Annotated in this window: 24 protein-coding genes; 23 read left to right on the top strand and 1 reads right to left on the bottom strand. The window is 28.3% G+C overall.

Annotated features, from left to right (window positions below; genetic code table 11):
* Positions 1-136: 136 nt before the first annotated feature.
* From AC4FRL_RS08125 to AC4FRL_RS08015, 23 genes are all read left to right on the top strand, one after another.
* Positions 137-442: a DUF6514 family protein gene (locus AC4FRL_RS08125; protein ID WP_491139732.1), complete on the top strand. Its 306-nt coding sequence runs from the start codon at positions 137-139 to the stop codon at positions 440-442.
* A 49-nt stretch (positions 443-491) separates the two neighbouring features.
* Positions 492-875: a holo-ACP synthase gene (gene acpS / locus AC4FRL_RS08120; RefSeq protein WP_491139731.1), complete on the top strand. Its 384-nt coding sequence runs from the start codon at positions 492-494 to the stop codon at positions 873-875.
* 1 nt (position 876) lies between these two features.
* Complete coding sequence (locus AC4FRL_RS08115; protein WP_491139730.1) at positions 877-2,376, top strand: NAD(P)H-hydrate dehydratase; 1,500 nt, start codon at positions 877-879, stop codon at positions 2,374-2,376.
* Positions 2,377-2,437: 61 nt separating this feature from the next.
* Complete coding sequence (locus AC4FRL_RS08110; protein ID WP_491139729.1) at positions 2,438-3,031, top strand: germination lipoprotein GerS-related protein; 594 nt, start codon at positions 2,438-2,440, stop codon at positions 3,029-3,031.
* A gap of 227 nt (positions 3,032-3,258) precedes the next feature.
* Positions 3,259-3,501 carry a hypothetical protein gene (locus AC4FRL_RS08105; RefSeq protein ID WP_491139728.1) on the top strand — a complete coding sequence of 81 codons (243 nt, stop codon included), beginning with the start codon at positions 3,259-3,261 and terminating at the stop codon, positions 3,499-3,501.
* A gap of 5 nt (positions 3,502-3,506) precedes the next feature.
* Positions 3,507-3,857, top strand: coding sequence for a type II toxin-antitoxin system PemK/MazF family toxin (locus AC4FRL_RS08100; protein WP_491139727.1), 351 nt, complete (start codon positions 3,507-3,509; stop codon positions 3,855-3,857).
* Positions 3,858-4,275: 418 nt separating this feature from the next.
* Positions 4,276-5,100 (top strand): transketolase, encoded by an 825-nt coding sequence (locus tag AC4FRL_RS08095; RefSeq protein ID WP_491139726.1) that lies wholly within the window; start codon positions 4,276-4,278, stop codon positions 5,098-5,100.
* Positions 5,100-6,044: a transketolase family protein gene (locus tag AC4FRL_RS08090; protein WP_491139724.1), complete on the top strand. Its 945-nt coding sequence runs from the start codon at positions 5,100-5,102 to the stop codon at positions 6,042-6,044. Before AC4FRL_RS08095 ends, AC4FRL_RS08090 begins: the two co-directional genes overlap by 1 nt.
* Positions 6,045-6,244: 200 nt before the next feature.
* Positions 6,245-7,102: a YitT family protein gene (locus AC4FRL_RS08085; RefSeq protein WP_491139723.1), complete on the top strand. Its 858-nt coding sequence runs from the start codon at positions 6,245-6,247 to the stop codon at positions 7,100-7,102.
* A 204-nt stretch (positions 7,103-7,306) separates the two neighbouring features.
* Positions 7,307-7,993 carry a cell division ATP-binding protein FtsE gene (gene ftsE / locus AC4FRL_RS08080; RefSeq protein ID WP_491139722.1) on the top strand — a complete coding sequence of 229 codons (687 nt, stop codon included), beginning with the start codon at positions 7,307-7,309 and terminating at the stop codon, positions 7,991-7,993.
* Positions 7,983-8,891, top strand: a complete 909-nt coding sequence (gene ftsX, locus AC4FRL_RS08075; protein WP_491139720.1) for a permease-like cell division protein FtsX — start codon at positions 7,983-7,985, stop codon at positions 8,889-8,891. Before ftsE ends, ftsX begins: the two co-directional genes overlap by 11 nt.
* Positions 8,892-8,978: 87 nt before the next feature.
* The gene (locus tag AC4FRL_RS08070) at positions 8,979-10,256 is read left to right on the top strand and encodes a S41 family peptidase (RefSeq protein ID WP_491139718.1); all 1,278 of its coding nucleotides are present in this window, start codon (positions 8,979-8,981) and stop codon (positions 10,254-10,256) included.
* Positions 10,257-10,278: 22 nt separating this feature from the next.
* Entirely contained in the window at positions 10,279-11,541 is a 1,263-nt protein-coding gene (locus AC4FRL_RS08065) for a PDZ domain-containing protein (RefSeq protein ID WP_491139716.1), read from the top strand.
* A gap of 79 nt (positions 11,542-11,620) precedes the next feature.
* Complete coding sequence (gene uvrB / locus AC4FRL_RS08060) at positions 11,621-13,588, top strand: excinuclease ABC subunit UvrB (RefSeq protein WP_491139714.1); 1,968 nt, start codon at positions 11,621-11,623, stop codon at positions 13,586-13,588.
* 241 nt (positions 13,589-13,829) lie between these two features.
* Positions 13,830-14,681, top strand: coding sequence for a DegV family protein (locus AC4FRL_RS08055; protein ID WP_491139712.1), 852 nt, complete (start codon positions 13,830-13,832; stop codon positions 14,679-14,681).
* Between the two features lie 159 nt (positions 14,682-14,840).
* A complete protein-coding gene (locus AC4FRL_RS08050) occupies positions 14,841-15,566 on the top strand; it encodes an ABC transporter ATP-binding protein (RefSeq protein WP_491139711.1) in 726 nt (241 codons plus the stop codon).
* Positions 15,559-17,151 (top strand): putative ABC transporter permease subunit, encoded by a 1,593-nt coding sequence (locus tag AC4FRL_RS08045; RefSeq protein WP_491139709.1) that lies wholly within the window; start codon positions 15,559-15,561, stop codon positions 17,149-17,151. Before AC4FRL_RS08050 ends, AC4FRL_RS08045 begins: the two co-directional genes overlap by 8 nt.
* A 137-nt stretch (positions 17,152-17,288) precedes the next feature.
* A complete protein-coding gene (locus tag AC4FRL_RS08040; RefSeq protein WP_491139707.1) occupies positions 17,289-18,296 on the top strand; it encodes an alpha/beta hydrolase fold domain-containing protein in 1,008 nt (335 codons plus the stop codon).
* A gap of 180 nt (positions 18,297-18,476) precedes the next feature.
* Positions 18,477-19,163, top strand: a complete 687-nt coding sequence (locus AC4FRL_RS08035) for a FadR/GntR family transcriptional regulator (RefSeq protein ID WP_491139706.1) — start codon at positions 18,477-18,479, stop codon at positions 19,161-19,163.
* Between the two features lie 225 nt (positions 19,164-19,388).
* Positions 19,389-20,912 (top strand): L-lactate permease, encoded by a 1,524-nt coding sequence (locus tag AC4FRL_RS08030; RefSeq protein ID WP_491139705.1) that lies wholly within the window; start codon positions 19,389-19,391, stop codon positions 20,910-20,912.
* A 73-nt stretch (positions 20,913-20,985) separates the two neighbouring features.
* Positions 20,986-21,774, top strand: coding sequence for an electron transfer flavoprotein subunit beta/FixA family protein (locus AC4FRL_RS08025; protein ID WP_491139704.1), 789 nt, complete (start codon positions 20,986-20,988; stop codon positions 21,772-21,774).
* Positions 21,775-21,786: 12 nt separating this feature from the next.
* Positions 21,787-22,980, top strand: a complete 1,194-nt coding sequence (locus AC4FRL_RS08020) for an electron transfer flavoprotein subunit alpha/FixB family protein (protein WP_491139703.1) — start codon at positions 21,787-21,789, stop codon at positions 22,978-22,980.
* Between the two features lies 1 nt (position 22,981).
* Positions 22,982-24,382 (top strand): FAD-binding oxidoreductase, encoded by a 1,401-nt coding sequence (locus AC4FRL_RS08015; protein WP_491139702.1) that lies wholly within the window; start codon positions 22,982-22,984, stop codon positions 24,380-24,382.
* Between the two features lie 63 nt (positions 24,383-24,445).
* On the opposite strand, the gene AC4FRL_RS08010 is transcribed toward AC4FRL_RS08015, so the two are convergent.
* Complete coding sequence (locus tag AC4FRL_RS08010) at positions 24,446-24,844, bottom strand: HsmA family protein (protein ID WP_491139701.1); 399 nt, start codon at positions 24,842-24,844, stop codon at positions 24,446-24,448.
* Positions 24,845-25,118 lie beyond the last annotated feature (274 nt).

Below are 25,118 nucleotides of genomic sequence, written 5' to 3'. Positions count from 1 at the left end.
CTTATGTCGTTAAATAACGATAAAAAATAAGATTATATGTGCATGATTTGACAGGTTTTTTTATATAAAGATGATAAGATAAAAGAGGATTAAGGTTTATATTATACAACTTAGGGGGAAATAGGGAGGAAATTAAATGAAAATTGTAAAAAATCTGTATAAGGAAATAAGTGTCGAAGATAAGTGCTATAAGTTCTGTTATAGACTAGTGGAAACATATTTTAAAGAAGAACTAGTTTATGGAATAGAAGTTGAAAGAAAAGATTTTAAAGAAGATGAGGTAATTAATATAGAAAGAGATTCTGTAATTAAAATATCTCCAAATAAAGATAAGGTAGAAGAATTAGTTAATAAGTTACACAAGTATGAAGTTTCACCTATACATCTAATAGATGTTATAGGTGAAACAGTAGATAATTCAGTAGCTGATTTTTCTTTCTAGTAGTATCATAGTAGATAAATATAATTAATTATTAAGGGGAGAGGACTCTATGATATTAGGTGTTGGTGTAGACATAATTGAGATAGAAAGAGTTAGACAAGCTATTCAAAAAAATAAGAATTTCTTAAAAAAAATATTTACTGAAAAAGAAATAGAGTATTTTATTAGTAGAAATATGAATAGTGAGGTTATAGCTGGAAATTTTGCAGCTAAGGAAGCTATGAGCAAAGCTTTAGGAACCGGTATAAGGGGGTTCTCTTTTAGGGATATTGAAATTCTTAGAAATGAATTAGGAAAACCAGAGGTTAATTTATATAATGGGGCAGAAGAAATTGGAAAAAAGTTGGCTAAAAATAATTCTTTAAGGATAAATTTAAGCATCTCTCATAATAATAGTAATGCAATAGCATATTCTGTTTTGGAGGGTGATTAATTTGGAAATATGTAGTGTTAAAAGTATAAGAAATATTGACAAAGAATATATAGAAGATTTTAATATGCCAAGTATAGTTTTAATGGAAAACGCAGTAATTAAATTTTTAGAAAATTTAGACACAACAAATGAAAGTTTTACCATTATTTCTGGAAGAGGCAATAACGGTGGTGATGCCTTAGGTATTGCTAGACATCTATTAAATAAAGGTAAAAAAGTTTATGTACATATATTAGAGAAAGAAAAAGAGGGGTCTTTAGATTACAATATTAATCTTTCTATATTAGAAAATACAGGATGTTATATAAAGGATGTTTCTAATAAAAGTGATTTAGGGGTATTAAAAGAAAATATTAAAAATAGTGAGATAGTGATTGATGGGATTTTCGGAACAGGACTTAATAAAGAAGTTTCTGGTATATATTTTGAAGCTATAAATTGTATAAATGAAAATAGCAAACACACTATATCAATAGATATTCCTTCAGGGTTAAATGCTGATAGTGGGGAGGCTTTAAAAACAGCAGTTAAAGCTAAGGAAACTATAAGTTTTCAAGTTTATAAGGTGGGATTTTTAAATTATGAAAGCTTTAAATATCTAGGTGATGTAAAGATTGTAGATATAGGTATACCAAAAAAGATAGTAGATAAACATTCAGAGAAAATAAAATTTTCAGATTTAGAATATATAAAGGAAAAATTTCCTTATAGAAAGATATATGGTCATAAAGGCACCTATGGAAGATGTTTAATATTTGCAGGAAGTTTAGGGTTTGGTGGAGCTTCCTACATGGCAACTTATGCAGCTATAAAGACAGGAGCTGGATTGGTTACACTTTTTACAGATAAAGAAATTCAAAAGGAATTGTCAATTAAATTAAATGAGGCTATGACTGACAATTACAATGAAAGAAATAATTATTTAGAAATTTTAAGCAAGGCTAATTCAATAGCTTTTGGACCAGGTATGGGTAATAGAGAATTAACATTTAATATATTAAAGGATTTATTACAAAATTATAGTGGGAGTATTGTAATAGATGCAGATGGAATTAATGCACTAAAGGGGAATGAGAATATTTTAAAAGATTTTAAGGGGGAAATTGTTCTTACACCTCATTTAGGAGAAATGGCAAGGTTATTAAATGTTAGTATTGAAGAAGTTGAGAAAAATAGAATTTATGTAGCAAAAGAGTTTGCTAAAAAGTATGAGGTAGTTGTTTTATTAAAAGGATACAATACTGTTATAACAGATGGAGAAAGGGTTTTTATAAATCCTACTGGAAATAGTTCGATGGCATCTGGAGGTATGGGGGATACCTTAACAGGAATTATATCATCTTTAATATCACAAGGAGTAAAAGCTTTTGATGCTACAATATTAGGAGCCTATATACATGGATATATAGGAGAGGAACTTTCTAAAGATAACTTTTCGGTAAGTGCTATGGATGTTATTTATAATATTCCTAATAAAATTAAAGAATTAATTTATAAATAGAATAAAAAAGATTACTAATTAATAGTATGTAAGGTATAAGATTTCAGGTGGGAGGATTTCTATGAAAGGCAAAAGAAATACTATATTAGTTGTATTGTTAATTGTAATCTTTGCAGTTGTAAGTTCTTTAGCTATTTATCAAAAAAATCATGAGAAAACAAAGGAAGAAATTTTACAAAACATGTTCTCTATGAGTTCATATGAAACAGATATAACTTATGTTGTTAAAAACTCTAGAGGACAGTTCCAAGAAAAAGGTAGAATTTATTATGATGAAGAAGTAGGTACAAAAATTGTTTTAGAGGATAGAGAGCAATTTTTTAAAGAAGATAAAATATTAATAAATTACTTTAATGATGAAAAAACATATGAAGTTTCAAGAGATTATGACGAATTTTATAGGTTTATGTTTATAAATGAACTTAAAAATTTGTGCAATGAGGAACATGAATTTACTTACAAATGGAAAGACGAAGAAGAAAAGACAGAAATAGTTTTAGAATTTAACAATTTAAATGGGAATGAGAATTTTAAAAAAGAAGTAATGATTATAGATGCTAAAAGGGGAATTCCTAAAGAGGCTACAATATATGGTAGGAATGACTCAGAAAGTATTTCTATAAGATTTGATAATTTTAGTGAAGTAAAAAATTAATTAATACTGTGATTGCTAAAAAAGCAATCACAATATTAAATAAATCTCAAGATGAATTTTACATATTTAATATATTTTAAATAAAGTAATTGGTAAATAAGTTTAATAGTAAATATTCTGTCAAAAAATATCATTTACGTAAGATGAAATCTTTGACAAGGTGGCATATTTTGTAATATAATCTATACATAATTTTATAACTCTTTTTACATTTAGGAGTGATGTACATGTCAGTATCAAAGATTAACAAACAAAATTCAAAAAAAGAAAAAAAAATAGAAAATTTTAGTCAATTAAAAGGGACAAATTTAATAACATATAGTAAGGATAAAAAGGAAGAGGACTTCTATGAAGCTATGAAAGAAGGGTATAAGGCTATGGCTTTAATAAATTCTCAATACGCTGAAGAAGCAACTTCTGTAGAATATTTTGATCAATTAGAATATGAGACATGGCTTTGCGGAGTGTGATATAAATGGCTGGTTTGAGTGTAAAAAGAGGGGATATATTTTATGCAGATCTTAGTCCTGTAGTTGGTTCTGAGCAAGGAGGAATAAGACCTGTTATAGTAATACAAAATGATATAGGAAATAGATATAGTCCAACTGTAATCGTTGCGGCTATAACTTCACAAATAAATAAGGCTAAATTGCCGACACATGTAGAAATTTCTTCAGAGGAATATGGATTAAATAGGGATTCTGTTGTTCTTTTAGAACAAATAAGAACTTTAGATAAAAAAAGATTAAAAGAAAAAATAGGACATATGACAGAAGAAGATATGAAAAAAGTAAATAAATCTTTGTTAATAAGTTTAAATTTATAAAAAATAGAACTAGAAATTTTCTAGTTCTATTTTATTTTAAAAGGAATTTTCAAGGTTTTTTTAGCTAATAATATATAAAATTAAAAAAATAATAGGGTGTAATCGATATAATTTTTGTATAGTATTAAAAGTATTAATGTGTTACTCTAATTAAAACTTTTTCATATAAAAATTTATCCAGGATATACTATTATAGTATTTAATCTTAAAAAGATGATTTTAAGGGAGGAATTTTAAAGAGAAATAGAGTAGCCTATTATACAAATAGCATACTCTTAATGAAAGCAAAAAGCATAAAAAGATTAGCATAAATAAAAAATTCCTATAGGAAAAGTTAAGGTTTTATGATAGAATGAACTTTGTAAAAAGGTAAAACAATATTTTAAAAAAAGTTTACATAAATGTACAGGAGGTCATTATGAGCAACAAGATACAAGAGTTAAAAAGCATGTCTAAGGTTATAAGAAAAGACATAGTAACTATGCTTACAGAGTCAGCATCAGGACATCCAGGTGGATCTTTATCAATAGCAGATATAATAACAGTATTATACTTTGATGAAATGAATATTGATCCAAAAAATCCAAAGGATCCAAATAGAGATAGATTCGTTTTATCAAAGGGACATGCAGCACCAGTATTATACAGTGCTTTAGCAAGAAGAGGATATTTTGATCCAGAAGAGTTAAAAACTTTAAGAAAATTTGGTTCAAACCTTCAAGGACATCCAAATATGAACGACTTACCAGGAATAGATATGTCAACTGGTTCTTTAGGTCAAGGTATTTCAGCAGCTGTAGGTATGGCTTTAGCTGGAAAATTAGATAATAAAGATTACAGAGTATTTACTATTTTAGGAGATGGAGAGTTAGAAGAAGGTCAAGTTTGGGAAGCAGCTATGTCAGCAGCTCACTACAGATTAGACAATTTAACTGCCTTTGTTGATTTTAATGGATTACAAATAGATGGTGATATTAAAGAAGTAATGAGTCCATGTCCAATAGACAAGAAGTTTGAAGCTTTCGGATGGAATGTAATAGTTATAAATGGACATGATTACGAAGAAATTATAAATGCTATACAAAAAGCTAAGAGTACAAAAGGAGCACCAACTTGCATAGTTTGTAACACAGTAAAAGGTAAGGGTGTTTCATTTATGGAAAATGAAGCAGCTTGGCATGGAACAGCTCCAACTAAAGAGCAATGTGAGCAAGCTATAAAAGAGATCGGAGGGGACAACTAATGGCTAAAAAAATAGCAACTAGAGAAGCATACGGAAAAGCATTAGCTAAACTAGCTAGTGAAAACAAAGATATAGTAGTTTTAGATGCAGACCTTTCAAAATCAACTAAAACTGCTGATTTCAAAAAAGCATGTCCAGAAAGATTTATAAATATGGGTATTGCAGAAGGAAACATGATGTCAGTAGCAGCAGGTCTATCAACTTGTGGAAAAATTCCATTTGCTAGTACTTTTGCTATGTTTGCTGCTGGAAGAGCTTTTGAGCAAATAAGAAACTCAATATGCTACCCAAGATTAAATGTAAAAATATGTGCAACTCATGCTGGATTAACAGTTGGAGAAGATGGTGCATCACACCAAGCTATAGAAGATTTATCTTTAATGAGAAGCATACCAAATATGACAGTAATATGCCCATCAGATGCAGTTGAAACAGAAGCTGCAATAAGAGCTGTTGCTGAATTTAACGGACCTTGCTATGTAAGATTAGGAAGAGCTGGAGTTAATGTAATAAATGATAGACCAGAGTACAAGTTTGAAATTGGAAAAGGTATAGAATTAAAAGAAGGTAATGATGTAACATTAATTGCAACAGGTATAATGGTAGATGTAGCTATAGAAGCTGTTGAAGCTTTAGCTAAAGAAGGAATTAATGCTAGATTAATAAATATCCATACTATTAAACCTATAGATTCAGAACTTATATTAAAAGCTGCTAAAGAAACTGGAGCTATAGTTACTTTAGAAGAACATAATATAATTGGTGGTTTAGGTTCAGCAGTAGCTGAAGTTGTAGCAGGTGAGTATCCAGTACCAGTAGTAAGAGTTGGTGTTAAGGATATTTTTGGAGAAAGTGGTAAACCAGACGAATTATTAAAAGCTTATGGATTAACTTCAGAAGAAGCTGTAAAGGCTACTAAAAAAGCAATGAACTTAAAGAAATAGTTTATATTATCTAAAATAGCATGAGTATTTTTCTCATGCTATTTTTTTTATAAATAGAAATAAAATGTATTAAATTGAATTTTATTGCCAAAATATGAATATAAATGTTAATATTAAAAATTGAGGGATAAAATATAGCTTATTTATTTCTTAAAATGGGGATATAAAATTAAATAAATTTAAGAAGAGGGGGTTTAGAGATGAAAATTAGCAAAAAAACAGTAAAAGAATATGCAATAATTACTATAGGAGTTCTTTTGTTAGCTATATCATTAGAATATTTCTATTATCCAAATGATATAGCAGCTGGAGGAATTTCAGGATTAGCTTTAGTAATAAACAAAGTAACGGGTATGCCTCAAGGTTTATTTATGAATATTGCCAATGTTATATTATTTATATTAGCTTTTTGGCTTATTGGTGGAAGTTTTGGTGGTCGTAGTTTATATGCCGCTTTTGGATTATCTATAAGTATAAGTTTAATAGAAAGCTTTCTTCCAACCTTTGCTATAACAAATAATATGCTTTTAGCTACTATTTTTGGTAGTGTAATAGGAGCTTTTGGAATAGCCTTAGTATTTAGTCAAAACTCTTCAACTGGAGGAACGGCTATTGTTGCTAAGATATTAAATAAATATCTACATATAGAAATAGGAAAATCTCTTTTATGTGCAGATTGTGTTGTAGTTTTATGTGCTCTTTTAGTTTTTGGAGTTGATAAGGCACTTTTTGGATTAATTGGTGTTTTCATAATGGGAACATTAATAGATAAAATAATAGATGGATTTAATTCATGCAAACAACTATTAATTATAAGTGAAAAAAGTGAAGAAATTTCTCAAGTAATAATGAAAGAAATCGAAAGAGGATGTACTAAAATAAAAGGTACAGGAGGATACACAAACGAAAGTGTTACTCTTATTTATGTAGTTGTAAATAAAAGTCAATTTATAAATCTTAAGAAAAAAATAAAAGAAATAGACAAGAAAGCATTTATTACAGTAACAGATTCTAAAGAAGTATTTGGTGAGGGTTTTCTTGATTTAGTAGAAATGTAGAAGTTGATTATGTTATAATTAAGTTGCTTTACATTAATGTATCAAATATTAACAAAAATTAAGTAGATTAATGTAGGAAAGTAGGGTAAAATAAAAAAGATTAGTGTTGATAGCAATCGGGGAAATTTATATATATTTGTGAAAAAAATAGTTATTTAAATCTTAATTTGTTGAGTAGAAAAAAGTTATTAAGGAGTGTTAACAATGATAGAATTTAGGAATGTTAGCAAGGTCTATAATAAAAATGTTAAAGCGCTTACAAATGTCAATATAAATATTGATAAAGGTGAGTTTGTATTTTTAGTTGGACCTAGTGGTGCAGGTAAATCAACTTTCATAAAGATGTTACTAAAAGAAGTTGAACCTTCAACAGGAAACATAGTTATGGGAAATGAAGATTTATCTCAAATAAAGAGAAGACAAATACCTTATCATAGAAGAAAGATAGGTATGGTATTTCAAGACTTTAGGTTGATACCAACTCTAAACGTTTATGAAAATGTCGCTTTTGCAATGAGAGTAGTAGGTGCTTCACCTAAGGAAATAAGAAAAAGAGTTCCTATGGTGTTATCATTAGTTGGATTATCAAACAAATATAAGATGTTTCCAAATGAATTATCAGGTGGAGAACAACAAAGGGTTTCAATAGCTAGAGCTATAGTTAATAATCCAAAAGTTTTAATAGCTGATGAACCTACAGGTAACTTAGACCCAGAAACAGCTAAAGAAATAATGGAATTAATTGATGATATAAACAAAGCAGGAACAACAGTAGTTATGGCTACTCATGCTAAAGACATAGTTAACTCAATGAAAAAGAGAGTTATAGCTATAGATAAAGGTGAAGTTGTTAGTGATGTTCAGAAAGGAGGATATGAATATGAAGTTTAGTACTATAGGATATTTCATATCAGATGCTTTCAAGAGTTTAAAAAGAAATAGAACAATAAGTATAGCTTCAGTAGCAACAGTTCTTACAACATTATTTATATTTGGAGCATTTTTATTAACTGCATTAAATGTTAAAAATGGGGTTACAGATGTTCAAGATAAGGTTGAGGTTAAGGTCTTCCTTAAAGATGATGCCACAAAAGAACAAAAACAAGCTATAGAAGAAAAGCTTAAAACTATTTCAGGGGTTAAAGAAATAGAATTTGAATCTAAAGATGATGCTTTTGCTAAAATGGAGGATTCAAGTGAATACAATAAGGAAATTTTAGCTGGGTATAGTAAAGAAAACAACCCTCTACCAGCTTCTTATATAGTAAGATTAGAAAATACTGATGTAGCAACAAATGTAGAAAGTGCCATGAAGCCAGATAATAAGTATATGGCTGGAGTAGAAGATGTTGGTAATGATGAAGAGCTTATAGGAACTATAAACTCCTTTGTAAAAGTTATTAACACAGTAGGTTTAGTTCTAGGTATAGTATTTGTTGGTGTATCATTATTCTTAATAGTAAACACAATAAAGATTACAGTTTACTCAAGAAGAAGAGAAGTTGGAATAATGAAATTTGTAGGTGCTACTGACTGGTTTATAAGATGGCCTTTCGTTATAGAAGGGGTAATAATCGGGCTTATAGGTGGAATACTTTCAACAATTTTACTATTTGCAGGTTATAGTTTCTTATATGATAAGATAGTATCATCATCATCACTATATATGCCACAATTTGTACCACCTATGTACGTTTTAACAACAATGTCATGGCAGTTTATACTAGCAGGTATTGTTATTGGTGCAGTAGGTAGTATAATAGCTTTAAGAAAATTCTTAGACGTTTAATATCTAATATAGAATATAAAAAGCTTAAAATACGTAAACTATTTAATATAGCGTATTTTAAGCTTTTTTTTGGAAGGGTAGGTTTTTATGAGTCATAGTAATGATGAAAAGAAGGAAAAATTTAATAATTTCAAAAAGAAAAAAAGTGTAAGAGTTTTATCTATGTCTCTTGCTTTAGTCTTAATTGTTGGTATATCTATATATGCAGGAAATAGATTAACAGCTTGGGGAGTTTTACCCTTAACTAATGTTAAGTCAGTTCAAGCTTCATTAGATAAAGTAAATGATACAGATAATTTTAAGAAGGTTTTAGATGTTAGAGAAATGCTTTATAGGTTTTATGATGGAGAAATTGATGAGGCTAAGTTAACAGAAGGTGCTATAAAGGGCATGGTTTCTTCCTTAGGAGATCAATACACATATTATATGAATGAAAAAGAATTTTCAGATTTTAAGGAAAAAAGTCAAGGAAATTATATGGGGATTGGAATTCAAGTAGCTGTTAAAGATGGTAAAATAACAGTTGTTGCTCCTATTGAAGGAAGTCCAGCACAAGAGGCTGGTATAGAGCCAGGAGATGTTATTTTAAAAATAAACGGGGAGCCTGTTACAGGAAAAGATTTAGAAAAGGCTGTTTCTATGATGAAAGGAACTACAAAAGAAAACATAGAATTAACATTATATAGAGAAGGTAAAGGCGAATTTAACGTTTCTGTTATGAGAGATGTCATAAAATCAGTTAATGTTAAAAGTGAAATGATAGATGGTGATATTGGGTATATAAAAGTTTTAGGCTTTGATGAAGGTACGGCTAAGGATTTTGAAACTCAATTAAAATCCTTAGAAGATAAAGGAATGAAAGGATTAATTCTTGATTTAAGAGGAAATCCTGGTGGATTTATGAAAGAATGTGTTGATTTAGTATCAAATTTTGTTCCAAAGGATAAGGTTATAGTTTCAACAATTGATAAATATGGAAATAAAGAAGAAAATGTATCTAAAGGAGGCATAGCTCAAGGAATGCCTTTAGTTGTTTTAATTGATGGTGGAACGGCTTCAGCTTCAGAAATTGTAGCAGGGGCTATAAGAGATTATAATTTAGGTACTTTAGTTGGAACAACTTCCTTTGGTAAAGGAATAGTTCAAGTGGTTTTAGATAAAATAGGAAAAGAAAAAGATGGAACTGCTTTAAAGGTAACTATTTCAAAATATTACACACCAAATGGAGAAAATATTCATAAAAAAGGTATAGAGCCTAATATAGTTGTTGAATATCCAGAGGAACTTACTGAAAAACCTTATAATAGAGAAAATGACCCTCAATTTAATAAGGCTTTAGAGGTTATACAAAAAGAGATAAAATAAATGAAATTTTGGAGGACTTAAGATGAATTTACTTACAGAAGTTATAAAGGGCATATCATATGCCTTAATAAGTCCTACCTTGTCTTTAATGTTACTTATAATTGTTGTTATTTTTTATTTTAAAAATAAAAAAGTAGCTCTTATGCAAAAATTAATGCTTGGGAGGAGTTTGCAATCTCCTCTCGAAATGACTTTATTACAAATATTAATAGGAATAGTAGGAGGAGTTATAGCTAGTACTATACTAGCCTTTCTAGGTATAAGTTTTGAAAATAGCTTTTTTATAAATGTTATTTTAACTGTTTCTATAATTTCAATTTTATATAAAAGTAGGTTTATGAAATTTTCATATATAGCCGTTATAATAAGTATAATAGTAGTTTTATTAGATATATTAACTAGATACTTAGGAGAAGATTTAAATTTTTCTATTAATTTAACAGGTATTTTAGCCTTAATTGGTACTTTTGCAATAACAGAAGGAATTTTAATAATTTTAGATGGAGATAAAGGTTATTTACCTGTTTTCACTCAAAAAAATGGGGTTTTATTAGGTGGGTTTGCCTTTAGAAGATTTTGGATGATACCTTTATGCTTAATAATTTTTTTAGGTGGAAATGATGGCTATATAATTAATGAAATTAAAGATATTCCTACATACTTACCTTTTTTAAATGATAATTTAGATAAAATTTTAATTGGAGCTTTATCTATAGGAATAATGGCTTCTTATGGGGCTATTTCTTATGAAGGAGTTACTTTTACTACTAGTAAAAAAGGAAAATTAATTCAATCTGGAGTTATAAATATAATTTATGGATTAGTAGTTATAATATTAGCCTATGTCTTTCGTGAAAGTTATTTATTAACAGTAATATTAACTTTAATAATTCCATTTATTTATGAGTTAAAGGTTAAATTTGAATATATTATTGAAGATAAGAGAAAAGGAATATATTTCTCTAATAGTAATGAAATATGTATTTTAGATGTTTTACCTAAATCTATAGCTTATAAAAAGGGTATAAGAGGTGGAGATAGAATAGTTAATATTAATGGGCAAAAACCAAAAAATGAAAAGGATATATTTTTAGCTTTAAAAAATAATATTTATGGAGTAGATATTAAAATTAAAAATAGAAAAAATGAAATAAGAGATTATACAATTACTAGTGAAGAAGGTAGAAGTCAGTTTGGTATAGTTTTAGTTCCGAAGGGCGTTTCTTTTGAGAAGGAAATAGATGAGTTTTTAGAAAAATTAAAAAAAGCTAGCAAGGATAAGTAAATTTAAATTGGCTGTATCTTGATATTCTATTTTAGAAAATATTTAAGATACAGTTATTTTAATTTAGGAGGAAAAGTTTATGGGAGAATTTAAAATACATTCAAAGTTTAAGCCAACAGGCGATCAACCACAGGCTATAGAAAAACTAGTTGATTCTATTGAAGTTGGTAATAGAGGACAAACTCTTTTAGGGGTTACAGGCTCAGGAAAAACCTTTACCATGGCAAATATTATAGAAAGAACTCAAAAGCCAACGCTTATTTTAGCTCATAATAAAACTCTTGCAGCTCAACTTTGTGCTGAATTTAAGGAGTTTTTTCCAGATAACATAGTAGAATATTTTGTATCATATTATGACTACTATCAACCAGAGGCCTATGTTCCTCAAACAGATACATTTATAGAGAAAGATGCATCTATAAATGATGAAATTGATAAGTTGCGTCATTCAGCAACCTCTGCACTTTTAGAAAGAAGAGATGTAATAATAGTTGCTTCTGTTTCTTGTATATATGGTCTTGGTAACCCAGAGGAGTATAGAAAGCTTACAATATCTTTAAGACCTGGAATGATTAAAGATAGAGATGAGGTTATTAAGAAACTTATAGAAATACAGTATGAAAGAAATGACATAGATTTTGCTAGAGGAACTTTTAGAGTTAGAGGAGATAATTTAGATATAATTCCTTCATCCTCTTCATCTAAGGGAATTAGGGTTGAATTTTTTGGAGATGAGATAGATAGAATAAGAGAGTTTGATGTATTAACAGGAAATATAATTGGTGAAAGGCAACATGTTAGTATAACTCCAGCATCTCACTTTGCAGCTTCTGAAGAAACTTTAGAAAAAGCAATAAAGGTAATAGAGGATGAATTAGAGGACAGATTAAAGGTGTTAAATGCTGAAGATAAAATATTAGAGGCTCAAAGGTTAAAGCAAAGGACAAATTATGATATTGAAATGATTAGAGAAATGGGGTATTGTCAAGGTATAGAAAACTATTCAAGAATATTAGATGGAAGAATGCCAGGGACTCCACCACAGACTTTACTTGATTATTTTCCAGAGGATTTTTTAATGTTTATAGATGAAAGTCATGTTACACTTCCGCAGGTTAGAGCTATGTATGCTGGAGATAGGTCAAGAAAAACTACTTTAGTTGACTTTGGTTTTAGGTTGCCCTGTGCTTTTGATAATAGACCACTTAAATTTAGTGAGTTTGAAAGTAAAATAAATCAAGTGGTTTTTGTAAGTGCTACTCCAGGACAGTATGAATTAGATAATTCTAAAGTTATTGCTGAACAAATTATAAGGCCTACTGGTCTTTTAGACCCTATAATCGAAGTAAGACCTATAAATGGTCAAATTGATGACCTATATAGCGAAATACAAAAAACAGTTAAAAGAGGCTTTAGGGTTCTTATAACAACTCTTACAAAGAGAATGGCAGAGGATTTAACTAAGTACTTAAAAGATTTAAAGGTAAAGGCTACATATATGCACTCTGATATAGATACCTTAGAAAGAATGAAGATAATAAGAGAACTAAGACTTGGTGAAGTTGATGTTTTAATAGGAATAAATCTTTTAAGAGAAGGTTTAGATATACCAGAAGTGGCTTTAGTTGCTATATTAGATGCTGATAAAGAAGGGTTTTTAAGGTCAGAAACTTCTTTAATACAGACTATAGGAAGAGCAGCTAGAAATTCAGAAAGTAAAGTTATAATGTATGCAGACAATATTACTAAATCTATGGAAAAATCTATTAAAGAAACTGAAAGAAGAAGAATTATTCAAAGGGAATATAATAAGGAACATAATATTATTCCAACTACAGTAATTAAGGGAGTTAGAGATGTAATAGAAGCTACTAAGGTTTCTAGTGAGGACATTAAAGAAGAAATTAAAAAGGTAGAGGATAAAGAGATTCCTATAGAAACACTTATAGATAAGTATGAAGAGGAAATGAGAGAGGCTGCTAAAAATCTTCAATTTGAGAGAGCCGCTGAACTTAGAGATTTAATAAAAGAATTAAAAAATTCTTAAATTTGAAACTTTGTATCTTTACATAAATATGTTTAATAAAGTAATTATTGTATTGAAAAGAGTTTTACAAATTTAAATTAGATGTTAAAATGAATAATAGATTATTAATATAAATATATTATGAAATAAAATATAATATAGAAAAAGGCATAAATATAAAATGGCACTATTAGAGGAATTTTTAATATAGGGAAATCTAAGAGAGCTATAAAATAACGTATTTAAGTTTTAGGAGGAATATATGGCTGTTAAAGTAATTACAGATAGTACTAGTTGCATACCAAAAGATTTAGCAGAAAAGTATGGAGTGGAGATAGTATCTTTAAGCGTTATAATGAATGGAGAAACTTATAAGGAAGTTGATATTGATAGTGAAGCTTTTTATGATGAATTAGCTAAATGTGATAAACTTCCAACATCTTCTCAACCACCTATGGATGAATTTTATATGGCTTTTGAAAAGTTTGCTAAGGAAGGTGATGATATAGTTGCTGCATTTATATCATCTAAATTAAGTGGAACATATACAACATCACATATTATAAAAGAGATGATATTAGAAAAGTATCCAGAGGTTAAAATTGACCTTATAGATTCTCAAACTTCCGTAATGGCACTTGGAATTGGAGTTTTAGAAGGAGCTAAGGCTGCACAGGAGGGAAAAGATTTTGATGAAGTTTCAAAAATAGTTAGAAATACTATTAAAGAATCTGAAATAATATTTGTTCCTGGAACTTTAGAAAACCTTAAAAAAGGTGGAAGAATAGGTGGAGCAGCAGCTTTATTTGGAAAAATGCTTAAAATAAATCCAATACTAACAGTTAAAGAAGGTGCTGTTGTTGTAATGGATAAAGTTAGAACTAAAAAGAGAGCAATAGATAAGATTGTTGAAGTAGTTAAACATGATTTAAAAGAAAAAGGAATCAAAAAAGCTGTTGTTTGTCATATATTAGCAGAAGATGAGGCTAGAGATTTAGCAAAAAGACTTAAAGAAGAATTAGATTTAGATTCAATGATTGGTGAAATAAGTGCAGTTATAGGAGTGCATGTAGGAGTTAAGAGTGTAGGTATAGCATATGCTAGGGAATCTTAATAAAAAAGAAGCTTGATAAATTATATAATTTATCAAGCTTCTTTTTTTATTACAATATTTTTATAACTATTAGGAAAATATATTATTATATTTAAATTATGAAATTATATGTTTAATATGTTAAAATAATGTTACTAAATGGTTAAGGGGTGTTTGAAAATGATTGTTTTAAAAGATATTGAAAAAGAATACACAAAAGGTGTAAAGGTTGTAAACAATTTAAATTTAGAAATTAAAGATGGTGAAATATTTGGCATACTAGGACCAAATGGAGCAGGAAAGACAACTACAATAAACATGATAACAGGAATAATACAACCTACTAAGGGGGAAGTTAAGATAAATAATATTGATATAAATAAAAAGCCAGTAGAAGCTAAAATGCAGTTTGGCTATGTTCCTGATAGTCCTGATATGTTTTTAAGATATAAAGGAATAGAGTATCTTAATTTTATTGGTGATGTTTATAATGTAAATAAAACTGATAGAGAAAAAAGAATTAAGGAGTTGGCTGAAAGATTTAATATGGTTAACTCCTTAGGAAATAAAATTCAAAGTTACTCTCATGGAATGAGACAAAAGATAATAATAATGGGTGTTTTACTTCATAAACCTAGTGTTTGGATATTAGATGAGCCTTTAACAGGATTAGACCCTAAATCTTCATATATCTTAAAGGAAATGATGATAAAACATGCGAAAGAAGGAAATACTGTTTTATTTTCTACGCATGTTTTAGAGGTAGCAGAGAAATTATGTAATAGAGTAGGAATAATAAAAAATGGAAAACTTATTTTTGTTGGGACGTTAGAGGAACTAAAAGAGGAATTTAAATCAGATGAAACTTTAGAAAAAATGTTTTTGGAGATTACAGAAGATGAATAGAATTACATTATTATTAAAATATTTTATAGGCAATACTTTAGATAATTGTTTTAAAAATATAAAGTCTAAAGCCTTAGGAACTTTAGTTTACACATTAATAATAATAGGTATATCTGTGCCTATAGCAAAGATGATAGACTCAATTTATCAAGATTTTGCACTTATTAATCAAGAAGCATATCCTCTTTCAATTATATTCTTAATTGGTTCCTTTTCTTTACTTATTTTAGGTATATATGATATTTTAGATTCATTTTTCTTTTCTAGGGATATAGAACCATTGCTTTCTCTTCCTTTTAAAAGTGAAGAAATAATTATGGGAAAATTCATTTCTTGCTTAGTAGATATGTATATGTATTTAAGTATTATAATAATTCCTTTAATAGATTATGGGTTAAATATAAAGGCTAGTATTTCCTATTTTCTTATGATTATTCCTGTTTATTTAATTTTTCCAATTGTACTAATAGTATTTTGTATATTAATAACAATGATTTTAATGAGTTTTATAAATATATCTAAATATAAAAATGTATTTGAGATAACTTTTGCAACTTTGGGTATTATAATAGTTTTATTTGTATACTCTTTAAATTCATTAGGTTTAGATAAAGAAAGTATTTCTTTATCAATAAAAAATAAAATTAACTTAATAGATATAACTAATAAAATATTTATAAATATTACTTTTAGTGTAAAAGCACTTCTTTATAGCAATTCAATAAAGGGATTAATAAATTTACTTGGTTTAGCTATTATATCAATTATAGCTTTAGTGATTTTATATTCATTAGGAAAATCAATGTATAAGAAAATTATAACTACAAATTTAAATGTATATAGCGAAAAAAAAGATGTATTAAATAATAAAAATTTTTCAGTAAAACATTCTTTAAGAAAGGCTATTGTATTAAGAGAGATTAGAAGGATTTTAAGAGAACCTAGTAATTTTATAAATTGTATTGTAATGACAATATATATGCCTATATTAATGATTATTTTTCTTTTAAATGGAAATAGCTTTGGAGAAATAATTTCATTAATTGGAGATACATTAATATTATCAGCTACATTTATAGTAACAGCATTAACTGTGTCAAGTAATTCTGTTTCTTGTACAGCTTTAAGTAGAGAAGGACAGGAAATATTTATATCAAAGTATATCCCTGTAGATTATAAATTGCAGATACAATGTAAGCTTATAGTTTCTTGTGTGGTAAATTCTATAGTACTTATATTTGGTATAATACTATTAATTTATTTAAAAGCATCTATTTTAATAATTTTCATGAGTATATTATTACAAATTGGTACAATAATTTTAATATCTTTATTGGGGATGATTTTAGATTATTCTTCTCCTAAATTACATTGGGTAGATACTAAAAATTTATATAGTCATAATTTTAAACCTCTATTAGTAATTTTTATTTCATTAATTTTAGGAGGTCTTAACATGCTTTTAGTTTTTACTAAAAGTCCATTAATTATATTTTTAATAGATATAAGTATTTTAATAGTATTAGCTTTAATATTATATAAATTTCTTATGAAAAAAGGATTAGAGATTTATAAAAGGGTATAATAATTTATAAAGCGTAACCTTTTTATAAATTATAAAGCTTAGATATTTTATATTATTTTATTAAGAACAAATTAAAATTAAAAGGTTTTAATTTGTTTTTTTTAAATTAAATATTTTAAAAGAAAAGGAGATATATAATGAAAAAGTTTTTTAAAACATTAAGTATCATACTTTTAATAATATTATTACTATTAGGTTCTTTAGCCTTTTATTTTCGAGGACAAATAGGTTTTTACATAAACATAGGAAAGGAATATTTAAAATTTAGGGAAAATCCACCTAGTGTTGAGGAGATAAAAAACTTTAAATTTAGTGAAGATATGGACTTTAAAGATGTAGTTTATAAAGATACAAAAGGAAAAAAGGAAACTTTAGATATTTATGGACCTGAAAAAAAATTAAAAAATGGTTCTCCAGTAATTATATATGTTCATGGAGGAAGTTGGGTTTATGGTAATAAAGAAATACCAGAATTAATAGCTCCGATTTTAGATTCCTTTAGAAAAGATGGTTACACTATAATAAGTGTAGGATATGAACTTGCCACTAATAAGATTGATTTTGAAAAACAAGCCTCTGATGTTAAAGATTCTATAAGATGGGTTTATAAAAATAAGGATAAATATGATTTTAATACAGAGGAAATTGGAGTTATAGGAGTTTCTTCAGGAGCTCATTTATCTTTATTAGCAACTTATAGTGGAGAAAATGAATTTGTTGATGATAAAGAATTAGCTAAATACCCATCAAAAGTAAAATATCTTGTAGACTTTTTTGGACCAACTGATTTAAGTTCTTTAGATATGTCTATGGCATCCTTTGACTTAAATCAATCTATAAAAAATGCAGAAAAAGATTTGAAAAAGGGTGAAAGTATAAAAGATTACATGGATAAATATAGTCCTATAAATTATTTAAAAAGTGATTTGCCAAATACCTTAATAATTCATGGAAAAGAGGATAAGTTAGTTCCTTATAGCAATTCAGTTAAACTATATGAAGAAAGTAAGGCCCTTGGGAATAAAGTTAAAATAGTTACTTTAGAAAATAGTGGACATGATTTTTCTCAAGTAGATATAAATGAAGTTTTTAATTTAGGATTTAAGGTTATAAATTTTATATTATTTAATACTAAATTTTATTAAATATATAAGATTTAAGCCTATTAAAAAATATTATGTTTTTGTCTTAAGTTTCACTTTTATTATAAAAAAAGATATAATAAAATCATTAAAAATAAGTAATTAGTTATAAGTTTTGTGAAGTTGATAAAATAATTAGGGGAATAAATCCAAGTAATATGAATTTTAGAAAGGATTGTTAGGATGTTTAAACCAGTTAAAAACATGAAAGTTTATGAGCAGGTTGTGGACCAAATAAAAGAAATGGTTAGAATAGGACAGATAAAGAAGGGAGACAAGCTACCTACAGAAAGAGTTATGGCTGAAGAACTTCAAGTAAGTAGAACTTCTATAAGAGAAGCTATGAGAGCTTTAGAGGTAATTGGTCTAATTGAAAGTAAACAAGGGGCAGGGAATTATATAAGAGAGGATTTTGATGATGTATTATTAGAGCCTCTCTCTATAGTTTTTATGCTTCAAAATGGAACAAATAGAGATATTTTAGAGTTAAGAGAGGTTTTAGAATTATCTACTATATTTTTATCTGTAATGAGAATATCTGAAGAGGACTTAAAAAGGCTTGGTGAGTTAGTTGAAAAGTTTAAGGTCTCTAAAGATGAAGAAGAAAATGTTAAAATAGATAGTGAATTTCATAGCATTATTGTAAGGGGAGCAAATAATGTACTTATAAGCAATTTATTAGAAGGAGTTTCAGAGCTTGTAGATAAATTTATAAGTGAGGGAAGAAAAGCTATATTAAGTGATATTAGAAACAGGGGAAAGCTTTTAGACTATCATGAAAAGATATACTTAGCAATAAAAAATAGAGATGCTTATTTAGCATATAAGCATATGCAAGAGCATTTCCAATTAATAAAGGAAAATATATAGTAATATAGACTCTATTTGCAATAAAAGTAAAATTTAACCTATTATAGCTAAATATAATAAATGTAAAAATTGACTAAAATATCTAAAAGGTATAAGGTTAAATTAGGGTATAGAAGGAGACTTTTAATTTATAAGTTTTATAACATATTAAAAAATATGTTATTTTCTAAGTAAAAATTGGTCATACCAAATTATAATTTAAAAGTTGTTATGAGGGGTGAAAAAATGAATATTTATCTTATGTTCTTTCTAGCTCTTATTCCTATAATAATTTTAATTATTGGTTTAGGAGTTCTTAAAATTCCAGCTCATAAAATATGTCCTATAGCTTTAATAATTACCATTTTATTATCTATATTTGCATGGAAAATGCCAACTTTAGATGCTTTAACAGCAGCTTTAGAAGGAGTTGCTTTAGGAATATGGCCTATAATGATAGTTATTATTGCAGCAGTATTTACATATAACTTAGTAGTTTATACAAAGGCTATGGAAGTAATAAAATCAATGCTAATAAGTGTTAGTGATGATAAAAGAATTTTAGTTCTTATATTATCATGGGGATTTGGTGGATTTTTAGAGGCTGTAGCAGGTTTTGGAACGGCAGTTGCTATTCCTGTTGGAATAATGGCAGCTTTAGGGTTTAATCCTTTTTTTGCATCTGTTATTTGCCTAGTAGCTAATACTACACCTACAGCCTTTGGAGCTATAGGGTTGCCAGTTATAACTTTAGCTAATGTAGCTTCAGTTCCTATAGAATCTTTAAGTTATTATGTAGTACTACAATTACTTTTCTTTGTAATATTAATTCCTTTTGTTTTGGTAGCCTTAACTGAAAAGAGTTTAAAGGGGATTAAAGGGGTATTTGGTATAACCTTAGCCTCTGGCCTTTCTTTTGGTATAGTTCAAGTACTAGTAGCTAAATTTTTAGGACCTGAATTACCAGCAGTTTTAGGTTCAATAGTTTCATTGTTAGTTACAATTTTTATGGCAAAGAAATTTTATAAACATAAGGATAACACTAAAGAAGAAGAGAAATTTAATTTTAAAAGTGTCCTAATTGCCTTTTCTCCATTTATATTAATATTAGTAATAATAATAGGTATTAGTCCATTATTTCCATCACTATATAATATGTTAAGTGAAGTTAGAACTTCTGTTAATATTTATACAGGCCTTGGAGCTAAACCATACACCTTTGTATGGCTAACAACTCCTGGAATTTTAATATTAATAGCTTCTTTTATTGGAGGCTTTATACAAAAGGCTTCTTTTAAAGAAATGGTAGGACTTTTAATGAAAACCATTAAACAAATGAGTAAATCTACAATAACCATACTTGCAATAATAGCTTTAGCTAAGGTTATGGGTTATAGTGGAATGGTTTCATCTATAGCTACAGTATTAGTTATGATAACTGGTTCATTTTATGCTTTTATAGCACCTTTTATTGGAGCTTTAGGAACTTTTGTAACAGGTAGTGATACCTCTGCTAATGTATTATTTGGTTCTCTTCAAGCAGCGGCTGCTGAATCTTTAGGAATAAAGCCAGCTTGGCTTGCAGCAGCAAATACTTGTGGAGCAACTGCAGGTAAAATGATATCACCTCAAAGTATAGCTGTAGCTACAGCAGCAACAGGACTAGCTGGAAAAGAGGGAAAGATATTAAATTCAACATTAAAGGTATGCGTTATATACGTAATATTATTAGGTGTAATAAGTTATTTAGGAAGCCTAGTTTTTGTATAAGTGAAAACGTTTATCAAATTTAAACTAATTTAAAACAAAAAGATGAGAGTTTTAGAGGGAATGGAGTGATTTTATGAAGATTATGGTTTGTATCAAACAAGTTCCAGGTACTTCAAAGGTTGAGGTTGATGAAAAGACAGGAGTTTTAAAAAGAGATGGTGTAGATTCAAAGATGAATCCTTATGACTTATATGCATTAGAAACTGCTCTTAGAATAAAAGAAAAGAAGGGAGGAAGTATAAAGGTTATAAGTATGGGGCCACCACAGGCTAAAGCTGTAATAAAAGAAGCTTATGCTATGGGAGCTGATGAAGGAACTTTAGTTTCAGATAGAAAATTTGCAGGAGCTGATGTTTTAGCAACTTCATATACTTTATCACAAGGTGTTAAAAAATGTGGAGACTTTGACATAATTATTTGTGGTAAACAGACTACAGATGGAGATACAGCACAGGTTGGTCCTGAAATGGCAGAGTATTTAGGTGTACCTCATGTTGCAAATGTTAGAAAAATACTAGATGTGAATGAAGACTTTATTAAAGTTGAAATGGATATGCCAAATACAATAGAGGTTTTAGAGGTTAAGTATCCTTGTCTTTTAACTGTGGATAAAGATATTTTTCAACCAAGGTTACCATCCTATAAAAAGAAACTTGAAACAGAGGAGAGAGAAATAAATGTAATATCTTTAAAGGATTTTGAAGATAAAGATGAGAAAAAATATGGATTAAATGGCTCACCTACTCAAGTTGAAAGAATATTTCCACCAAGTAATAATGATGACCATGAAATTTGGACTAGAGATGCAGCAAAATTAAGCGAAAAAATGGAAGATAAATTAAGAGAGCTTAAGTTTATATAGGGGGTAAATATTATGGGTAGATTAGTAGTTCATCAAGATAAAATAGATGATATGAATAATGTAATAAAAATTTGTCCATTTGGAGCTATGGAAATAGTTGATGGAAAAGTAGAAATAAATGCAAGTTGTAGAATGTGTAAAGTTTGTGTTAGAAAGGGACCTAAGGGTGCTTTTGAATTTGTTGAAGATAAGGATAAAGTTTTAGTTAATAAGGATGAATGGAAAGGTATTGCCGTTTATGTTGACCATGTAAATGGAGAGATTCACCCTGTAACTTTAGAATTAATAGGTAAGGCTAGAGAATTAGCTGATAAAATAAATCAAAAGGTTTACTGTTTATTTATGGGGAATGGAATAAAAGATAAAGCTGGAGAACTTCTACATTATGGAGTAGATGAAGTTATAGTTTATGATTATAAAGAACTTGAAAACTTTAGAATTGAACCTTATACAGCTGTCTTTTATGACTTTATAAGCAAGATAAAACCTTGTTCAATTTTAGTTGGTGCAACTACACTAGGAAGATCCTTAGCCCCAAGAGTAGCTGCTAGATGTAGAACTGGTCTTACTGCTGATTGTACTATACTTGATATAAAAGAAAATACAGATTTAGTTCAGATAAGACCAGCTTTTGGTGGAAATATAATGGCACAAATAGTTACACCAAATTCAAGACCTCAGATGGCAACTGTTAGATATAAAGTTATGTCTGCACCAGAGAGAAATGATGAATGTACTGGAGAGATTAAATACTTTGAAATAGAAAAGGATAAATTAAAGTCAGATATCGAGGTTAAGGAGATTAAGGAAAAACCAAAGGAACATAGTATATCAGATGCTGAAGTAATAGTTGTAGCAGGTAGAGGAGTAAAGGCAGAGAAGGATTTAAAACTTATAAAAGAATTAGCTGATTTATTAGGAGGAGAAGTTGCAGTTACAAGACCTCTTATAGAGAATGGATGGGCTGATGCAAATAGACAAGTTGGATTAAGTGGAAGAACTGTAAGACCTAAGCTTATAATAACTTGTGGTGTTTCAGGAGCTATTCAATTTGTAGCAGGAATGAATAATGCAGATTATATATTTGCTATAAATAAAGATGAAAAGGCACCTATATTTGAGGTTTCTCATTATGGAATAGTTGGTGATATTTATGAGATTGTTCCTAAACTTATTGAGAAAATAAAAGGAGAAGGGGTGCTTTAGTATGAGTTATAATAAAATAGATGAAAAAGGTATTAATTTTATAAAAGAAATTATAAAAGATGAGGAAAGAGTATTTACAGGGTTAGATATAAGTGAAGATTATTCTCATGATGAGTTAGGTTCTGAAAAACATATGCCTGATATTGTTGTTAAGGCACTTAATAGAGAAGAAATAGTTGAAATAATGAAATATGCTAATGAAAATAAAATTCCTATAACAGTAAGAGGAGCAGGAACTGGTCTTGTTGGAGCAGCAGTTCCAATACTTGGAGGAATTGTTTTAGACTTAACTGGAATGAATAAGATATTAGAGTTAGATGAAGAAAACTTAACTCTTACTGTTGAGCCTGGAGTTCTTATTATGGAAATTTCAAAGTTTGTTGAGGAACATGATTTATTTTATCCACCAGACCCAGGAGAAAAAACAGCAACAATAGGTGGTAATGTTAGTACTAATGCAGGTGGTATGAGAGCTGTTAAGTATGGTGTAACAAGGGATTATGTAAGAGGTATAGAAGTAGTTCTTCCAAGTGGAGAAATTTTAGAGCTTGGAGGAAAGGTTGTTAAAAATAGTTCTGGATATAGCTTAAAAGATTTAATAGTTGGTTCAGAAGGAACCTTAGCAATAATAACTAAAATAGTTTTAAAATTAATACCACTTCCAAAAAAGGTAATAAGTCTTTTAGTGCCTTTTAATGACTTAGATACTGCTATAGAAACAGTACCTGAAATAATAAAATCAAAAAATATTCCGACTGCTATAGAATTTATGCAAAGGGATTTAATATTATCAGCTGAAGAATTTTTAGGGAAAAAATTCCCTGATAATACTTCAAATGCTTACTTAATATTAAGTTTTGATGGAAATTCAAAGGAAGAAGTAGAAGGATATTATGCAAAGGTTGCAGATATATGCTTAAAAGCAGGTGCTTTAGATGTCTTTATATCAGATACAGAGGAAAGACAAGAATCTATATGGACAGCAAGGGGAGCATTTTTAGAAGCTATAAAAGCATCAACTAGTGATTTAGATGAAGTTGATGTTGTTGTACCAAGAAATAAGGTTGCAGAGTTTGTTAAGTTCACAAATGAAGTTGAAAAGCAATTAAAGGTTAGAATAAGAAGTTTTGGTCATGCTGGTGATGGGAATTTACACATTTATATCTTAAAGGATGAATTATCTGATGAAGAATGGGATAAAAAGCTTAAAGAAGCTATGGAAATTCTTTATAAGAAACAAAGAGAACTAAATGGACAGGTTTCTGGTGAACATGGTATTGGTTTAGCTAAGAGAATTTATTTAGATGAATCTTTAAATAAGGCTACTATGGATATTATGAGAGGAATAAAATTAGTTTTTGACCCAAATAATGTTTTAAATCCAGGTAAGGTATGTGAATAAAATAATAAAATAAGGTTATAAAATAAAAACTCCTTTTAATTAATTTAAAAGGAGTTTTTTTTATTAAGATGTCATTCCTATGTACATACCTACGAAGTAAGGAATTAGCCATATGAACCAAACCACTAAACTAAATTTGTGGAATATTGCTTTTGCTTTTTCACTACCTCTATTTAAAACTATAGTTGCCCAAACAGCATGTATAAGCATTAATATAATAGCAAGCATACCTGTTGATTGATGTATGAATAAATCTCTTGGGGTAATACCCTTATCAGTTCCAGCAGCAACTATTCTACTCATTGTGAAAGTTCCAAGAGTATCGCAAACTAAACCACACCAGAAGATTATTACATGTTTTTTCTTCAAAATACCTGCTCTATGCTCGCTCCAAACACCAATTGTGTAGAATATTAGTGCTAAAGTTATAAATATAATAGCTGGGATTAATAACTTAGGCATAATAAAACCTTCTTTCTTTATTAGATTTAGAGCCTGTCCATAAAAAGCATTTTCATATATTAAAAGAAATCTTTTTTTTGGTTTATTTTAATATGTGAAAATAGCTTAAATATGGACTAGGTTCATATTAATAATAACATATCCATAAAAAAATAATAGTCCTAAAGAGAAAAAAATGTTTACAATTTGTTAAAAGAATTAAGTTTATTTTAAGTTAAATGTATTTATAAAATTAAAATTAAATTTTTAATAAATAATTTGTATTTTAAAAGAA

Source organism: Clostridium sp. TJA032 (genome assembly GCF_058310275.1).
Note: the sequence above shows the minus strand (reverse complement) of the source record. Positions and strands in the feature narration are given on the sequence as shown.